Origin of the sequence: Tetzosporium hominis (genome assembly GCF_002265435.1) — a bacterium.
Taxonomy (GTDB): domain Bacteria; phylum Bacillota; class Bacilli; order Bacillales_A; family Planococcaceae; genus Chryseomicrobium; species Chryseomicrobium hominis.
Genome location: NZ_NOKQ01000251.1, coordinates 1 through 268 on the forward strand (window position 1 = coordinate 1; position 268 = coordinate 268).

Genomic DNA, 268 nt, shown 5'->3' on the forward strand with positions numbered 1-268 from the left:
CTAGGACAAGGGATTTCTACTGCTACTGGTTTTGCCCAAGCAGAACGTTTCCTAGCCGCAAAATACAATCGCGAAGGCTACAATATCTTTGATCACTATACTTACGTTATCTGTGGAGATGGAGATTTGATGGAAGGTGTCTCAAGTGAGGCGGCTTCATACGCAGGTTTGCAAAAACTAGACAAGTTGGTTGTCCTTTATGATTCAAACGACATCAACTTGGATGGTGAAACAAAGGATTCCTTTACAGAAAGTGTTCGTGACCGTT

At 42.5% G+C, this 268-nt stretch carries 1 protein-coding gene; it reads left to right on the forward strand.

Annotated elements, in window-relative coordinates; all coding sequences use genetic code 11:
* Positions 1-268: thiamine pyrophosphate-binding protein (locus CF394_RS11530; RefSeq protein ID WP_165767549.1), on the forward strand; the 268-nt coding region annotated here is incomplete at both ends.